The organism is Occallatibacter sp. (assembly GCF_049802275.1).
GTDB lineage: Bacteria > Acidobacteriota > Terriglobia > Terriglobales > Acidobacteriaceae > Telmatobacter.
Window position 1 is genome coordinate 1 of the sequence record NZ_JBARMD010000062.1, and the last position, 6,736, is coordinate 6,736.

Here is a 6,736-nt window from a genome sequence, read left to right on the forward strand (position 1 = left end):
CATGCGTATGCCATTCATGTTGAAGCAGGCCCTGATCGGGATAGATGTCGCTAAAGGCTGATGGATCGGCGGGGCCCGGGGCATCAGAACAATTTTCGGGATAACTGCCGTTGGTGTTCTGCGGCCATAGACCATGAAGCACAAAAGTGGAGTGTGAAGAGCACTCGACGGCATTCGGATGCGAGTAGCAGAACTCGGGCGACCAGGAAAGATTGAGCAGGTAGTAATCGAAGCCGGTGCCCTGGGTGAGGTGCGGGGTCGCACGATTTGAAGTCGCGGAGGAACCTGGGGAAGCTGCGTCAGTGTTGGGAGCAGACTTGCAGGCGCTTAGAAGGAGAAGCGCGAGAGTGATGGTGAGGGACGCGTGCTTCATGCAGCGCAGGATAGCAGGTGGCCAAGGGCCGGGCATGTCGTTTTCAAGCTATGCGCGCAAAAAGCAGGTCCTTCGCTCCGCATTCCCCACAAACGATGCTCGTTCGTGGGGCCCCAAGCTGCTCCGCTCAGGATGACACCTCACAGATTTACGAAGCCGCAGTTGGGGTTCAGCGCAGAACGGCGGGTGAAGCTTTGAAATCGGAAAGTTCCCGGAAGATGCGATCGGGTAACTTGAGTCCGGCCGCGGCGATGTTCTCTTCGACGTGCGCTACCGAAGACGTGCCGGGGATGGGAAGGATGACTCTGGAGCGTGCGAGGAGCCACGCGAGGGCGATTTGCAGCGGCGTTGCCTGGAGTTCCTTTGCGGCCTTTTCGAGGACATCATGGGCCTGTCGATTCTGGCCGAGGGGCGCCCAGGGAATGAAGGCGATGCCGTGCTTTTCGCAGTGGTCGAGCAGGAAGTCCCACTCGCGGTCTGCGAAGCTGTAGCGGTTCTGCACGGAGACGATGGGGACAATTTTGCGGGCTCTCTCGAGGTGTTCCAGCGTTACGTTGGAGAGCGCCACGTGCTGGATCTTGCCGGCTTGCTGGAGACCGGCGAGGGTTTCCATCGATGCGTCAAAGGAAACGGCGGGATCGGGGATGTGGAGCTGGTAGACGGCGATGCGGTCGAGGCGGAGGCGCTTAAGGCTGCCTTCGACTGCTGCTTCAAGATGTTTCGGGCTGGCGTTGTGGATCCACTGGCCAGGGCCGACGCGCTCCCATCCGCCCTTGGTAGCGATGACGAGACCGCTCGGATAAGGGGAGAGTGCTTCGGCGATCAACTCTTCTGAAACATAGGGGCCATAGGAGTCGGCGGTATCGATGAAGTTGACTCCAAGTTCGACTGCGCGGCGCAGGGTGGCGATGGCGGCTGCGTGATCGGCTGGCTGTCCCCAGATGCCTTTGCCGGTGATCCGCATGGCGCCGTAACCGAGGCGATTGACCTTGAGGTCACCAAGTGTGATGGTTCCTGCCGCAGCGGCAGAGACGGCCTGGGATGTCGTAGACATGGAAAGCTCCTTCGCTCATTAGGATGTCTGTTGAGAGGCGATGGTCGCAAGAGGTGAACGGCAGGTTCCGGATGAATCGAGCCGGGCTGCCGCGCGTCTACAATCTATAGAGATGGCTGACACTCTTTATTTGAGTTTGTGGTACCCGAATCTGCGACTGGCGGGGCTGGCAGAGAAGCTGACGGCGGTGCTGGGAGCTTTTGCGAAACATGGCGGAGAGGCGCGGGTGTACTCGGCCACTGCATGGCCTGTGAACTGGAGCGAGTCGCCTGTATTTCAAAAAGTCTTCGGGCACGGAGAACGTGGGCTTGAGCCGCGGCTGGCCGTGGAGGATGCGCTGGAACTGCTGCATGAGGACTACGCGTATGAGTTTCAGATTGGGTGGAGTTTGTGGGAGCCCGAGGTCGGGACGGCAAGTTCTGATCCTGAGGATAAGAGTGCGGCGAGTTCGACACGCTGGGCCCGAGAGTTGAGGCTGGTGCGCGTGACCGGGTATGGACCGCTTTTTGACGAAGGTGCATACGAACAGGACGGGCACATCCGAATCGATTTCGGGAGCGATGCGGCGTTTCTGGATGAGGAGATCGAACTGAACGCGACGGCTGCACGGCATGTCGAGGAGAACGTTCGCCAGCTGATCGAGCTTACCACCGCGGCTGAGAAAGACTCGGGAGCGACGGCGCGGCTTTTGTGGAGCGAACTCGGAGAGAGCCTGGCGCAACGGCTGGCGGCCCGGCTGGGAATGGCGAACTAAGGAGAACGGTGCGCTTCACGATCGAGCGGTTGCGTACGTTGGTGCTGGTGGCAGGGGTGCTGCTGGTGGTTGCGCTGGGCGTGTTTCTGGGAACCGCCAGGCTCCGAAATCGATTTCTTCGCAAAGATCTTCCGCAAAGGCTCGGGCTGAACATCCAGGAGGAGGCCAGCGGCTTCAAGTGGGAGCACTATGACCATGGTGGACACTTGATGTACAAGATTCACGCTTCGAAGCAAGTGCAGCTGAAGCGAGACGGCAAGGTTTTTCTGCAGTTGCACAATGTCTCGATCGAGCTCTATGCCGAAGATGGAAGCCGGGTGGATCGAATTGAAGGCGACGAATTTGAGTACGATCCGAACAGCGGTATTGCGAAGGCAGTGGGTCCGGTAGAGATCACGCTGACCAAACCCACGGTGGCACCGGCAATTGCGCCGAAAGCTGCGGCAAACCAGATGCTGAATACGAAGCAGAAGAACAGTACGCTGACTTCGGCGGCACAAACCGCGGCGAGCGGCGAGATCCACGTGAAGACGAGCGCTCTGATCTTCAATCGCAACACTGGCGAAGCTTCGACAGGGGAGAGAGTTGAGTTCACGATGGCACAGGGCCGCGGCAGCGCGAAGGGCGCGAGTTATGACGCGCACAACGGGTTCCTGGTGCTCGACCACACCGTGCAGTTGGATGTCCAGCGTGGCACCGACCTGGTGAATATGTTGGCGCAGCATGCGGTTTTCGAGCGAAACGACCAGGTGTGCGAATTGCAATCCGCATTGGTGCACTATCGCTCCGATGTGTCGAGTGCGCAGAGGGCGAGAGTCTACTTCAGAGATGACGGCTCTGCGGAGCGCCTGGAGGCGGATGGGGGGGTGGTCCTTGAGACGGCGACGGGCGGACGTCTCGCCGCGCCCACAGGTACGCTCGAATTCGGCGAAAGCAGCCGGCCTGTTCACGGTCACATGCAGGGCGGCGTGACGATCGATTCGGATAACAAGAAAGGCCGCAAGGTTCACGGCACGTCGCCAACGATGGACCTGGTGTTCGCGGGGAATGGCGAATTGCGTAGTGCGCATCTGGAACGCGGAGTCCAGATCGCGAGCGATGAAGAGACGGGGCCACTGCACGCTCATCGAACCTGGGCTTCGCCGGTTGCGGATGTACTGTTCAGAAATGCAGGCAAGAGCAAGGTGGAACCTGCGTCAATCCACGGCACCGGAGGTGTGGTTGTGGTGGCGACAAGCCAACGTGGAAGCGGGCCTTTGACTCCCGAAAAGCTGACCGCGGACGATGTGACGGGCGAGTTCGGAGCAAACGGCGTGTTGACAAAGCTCTTGGGACGAGGTCATACGGCGATCGCTGAGACAACTGCCGCAGGAGCGCAGCAGACGATGAAGGGCGATGTGCTTGAGGCTCGCCTGGCGTCAGCGGAGAAAGCAACCAAGAGTGGCGCGAAAGCAGCGGGTGAGCAGGTACAGATCGAGTCTGCCACGGTGGACGGGAATGTGGTGCTGACGGAGCAGCCACCGGCCAAGGGGGGTGTAGCTCAATCAGTGTTGAGTGCGACGGCAGGCCATGCCGATTATGACAATAGCGGGCAATTGCTGTATCTGACGCGAGGCCCGCGGGTAACAGACGGAGGCCTGCAACTGACCGCAGACAAGTTAAACGTGTCGCAAGTCTCGGGCGACGCCTTCGCCGAGGGCAACGTCAAAGCCACATGGACAGGTGATCCTGAAAGCGCGAATCCGGCAAAAAAAGGCGCTTCGGTAAAAACGAACGCAAATTTCGGCGCGCAGGGGCCGACGCATGTTGTCGCGGATGAGGCGGAATTAAAGCGCGCGAGCGGCTCGGTGACGTTCAAGGGCAATGCTCGGTTGTGGCAGCAAGGGAATTCTGTTGTCGCTCCGATGATTGTGCTGGATCGGACGAAACAGACGCTGACAGCGGAGACGAGAGACGGCAAGAATCCGGTACAGGTTGTGCTGGTAAGTGCGACGGCGGCAGTTCCAGGCAAACCGGGAGGGCAGAAACAGAGCGGGCCGTCGGTGGTTCGGGTGCGCGGCGGTGAGTTGAAGTATTCGAGCGCGGAACGGAAGGCAGTAATGCGCGCGGGAGCGGCGGGGAGCGTGTTTTCCAGCACCGCGGATGCGACCACTATTTCGAATGAACTGGAACTGATTTTGCTGCCGCCGGGGAATCACGCGGGGAAAGATGGTGCGGCTGCGCAGGTGGACCGGATGACCTCAACCGGTCACGTGGAGATTTCATCGGAGGGACGTCGCGGAATCGGCGAACAGCTCGTCTATACAGGCGACAGCGGCAACTATGTGCTGACCGGGACAGCTGGCGCGCCGCCACGATTGATCGATCCGACACACGGTACGGTGACAGGGCAGGCTTTGATTTTCAATAGTCGCGATGATAGCGTCAGTATCGAAGGCGACGGACGCAAGACAACGACAGTAACAACGGCGCCAAAGTAGTTGGGGTGTTTTAAGACACGCCCGAGAGCTAGATGGAAACGTTAATCGCTGAGGGAATCGGCAAGTCATACAAGGGCCGCCAGGTAGTACGCGGAGTGAACCTGAAGATCTCGCGTGGCGAGGTGGTCGGGCTGCTGGGGCCTAACGGCGCGGGCAAGACGACGAGTTTTTACATGATCGTGGGTCTGGTGGCGCCGGAGACCGGGCGAATCATGGTGGACGACAACGATATTACCCGGCTTCCGATGTACCTGCGGGCGCGCAATTACGGCATCAGCTATTTGCCGCAGGAGCCATCGGTCTTCCGCAAACTAACGGTGGAAGAAAACATCCTGGCGGTCCTGGAGGCGCAGGCGCTGGATACGCGCGAACGGAAATCACGTGCCGAGCGACTGATTGCACAGTTAAGCCTTGGGCATATTCGGGGTACGCGAGGATACGCGCTTTCGGGTGGCGAACGACGGCGCGTGGAAATTGCGCGATCGCTGTGCATTCAACCGAATTTCATTTTGCTGGACGAGCCATTCAGCGGTATCGATCCTATCGCCGTGCTGGAATTGCAGAAGATCATCTTCGATCTGAAAGCGAGCGGGATCGGAATCCTGATCACCGACCACAACGTTCGGGAGACATTGAGCGTAACGGATCGCGCTTATATCATTGCGGAGGGGCGGATCTTCCGTGCCGGTACGCCGCATGAGTTGGGGAACGATGTTGAGGTTCGGCGCATCTACCTGGGAGAAGGTTTCTCGCTTAATTAGGCCGCAGCGGAATCTGAGTCAGTAGGGCAACCCATTGCCACGGAGGCCATGCAACGGCCCAAAATTGTGGGTACCCATCAAGCCGGGAATTACCGGATCGGGGAAAGGCCCTTTTGGAAGAACAAGAAAGCGGGGTCGCGTGCACCCGGCTTGCTACCCGATTACACTTAGACCTAGTCCTATTGGGAATCGAGTCCGTGTATGGCACTGTTGCAACCTAGATTGAACCTGAAGGTATCGCAACGCCAGGTCCTTACGCCGGGCCTGATGCAGATGGTGAGTGTCCTTGCGCTCAACAAGCTCGAGCTGAAGGAGATGATCGATGCCGAGATGGTGGAAAACCCCGTCCTGGAGGAGATTGACGAAACAGTTCCGATGCTGGACGAAGTGGCGAGCCGGCAGGAGCACGATCTGCAGCCCCCGGAACGGCTGGATGTTGGGACGACGGAGCCCGCGGCCGAACCCAAGGATCCTTTCAACGAGATTGATTTCGGGTCGTACTTTCAGGACTACCTTGATCCGGGCTACCGCACCCAGCCGGAGTATGAAGACAGCGAGAAGCCCTCGTTCGAGAACTTCCTTTCGCAGCCTACAACTCTATCCGATCACCTGGCGTGGCAGCTGGGAGCTTTGACGCTGGCGCCTGAGCTGGCAATCGCTGCTGAGTTCATCATCGGCAACCTGGATGAGGACGGATACCTCACGGTCAATCACGATGAGCTGACCGAGGCTTTTGCGCAATTCCCGGAGAACCAGGGAGAGAGCAAGGAGGCGTTGATCGAGCAGGTCAAGCGTGGCATCGACCTGGTACAGCATCTTGATCCGGCAGGTGTCGCGGCAGCGGATTTGCGCGAATGCCTGCTTATCCAGATCGCGGCGCAACAGGCAGAGTTGAGCAAGGTGTATGCACACCACCACGAAGAGAATGGCCATGAGGATCTGCACGGCAGCTTCAAGGCAGAGGCCGATGCAAAGCTCGAAGAGCGCCGGCGATCGATGGAGGTGGCTACGCAGATTGTGCAAAGTCACCTGCAGTTGTTGCAGAAGCGTGACGTGAAGGATCTGGCCAAGTCGCTGCATGTGTCGCCGGAAGAGGCGCATGAAGGCGTCGAGTTTATCCGCACTCTCGATCCGCGTCCGGGCCGGCTATACAACCGCGAGCAGACGCGGTTGATCGAACCCGACGTGGTTTTCACCAAGCGCGGCGGCGAATGGGTGGTCTCGATGAACGAAGAGGACCTACCCAGCCTCCGGTTGAGCTCGCGCTACCGGCGCATGCTGGCGGCTGAAGGCACCGAGAAGGAAGTCAAGGAG

General features: G+C 59.2%; 6 protein-coding genes. 4 read left to right on the forward strand and 2 right to left on the reverse strand.

Annotated elements, in window-relative coordinates; translation table 11 throughout:
* A partial coding sequence (locus tag WA354_RS02075) for a ribonuclease T2 family protein (protein WP_472811351.1) occupies positions 1-409 on the reverse strand: 409 nt, incomplete at its 3' end.
* Positions 410-542: 133 nt separating this feature from the next.
* Entirely contained in the window at positions 543-1,427 is an 885-nt protein-coding gene (locus WA354_RS02080) for an aldo/keto reductase (RefSeq protein WP_472811352.1), read from the reverse strand.
* Positions 1,428-1,539: 112 nt separating this feature from the next.
* Here WA354_RS02080 and WA354_RS02085 point away from each other — a divergent pair, with 112 nt between their 5' ends.
* From WA354_RS02085 to WA354_RS02100, 4 genes are all read left to right on the forward strand, one after another.
* Complete coding sequence (locus tag WA354_RS02085) at positions 1,540-2,181, forward strand: hypothetical protein (protein ID WP_472811353.1); 642 nt, start codon at positions 1,540-1,542, stop codon at positions 2,179-2,181.
* A gap of 8 nt (positions 2,182-2,189) precedes the next feature.
* Positions 2,190-4,661, forward strand: a complete 2,472-nt coding sequence (locus WA354_RS02090; protein ID WP_472811354.1) for an LptA/OstA family protein — start codon at positions 2,190-2,192, stop codon at positions 4,659-4,661.
* Positions 4,662-4,693: 32 nt separating this feature from the next.
* Positions 4,694-5,422, forward strand: coding sequence for an LPS export ABC transporter ATP-binding protein (lptB, locus tag WA354_RS02095; protein WP_472811355.1), 729 nt, complete (start codon positions 4,694-4,696; stop codon positions 5,420-5,422).
* 201 nt (positions 5,423-5,623) lie between these two features.
* The coding region (locus WA354_RS02100) for an RNA polymerase factor sigma-54 (protein WP_472811356.1) at positions 5,624-6,736 on the forward strand (1,113 nt) is incomplete at its 3' end.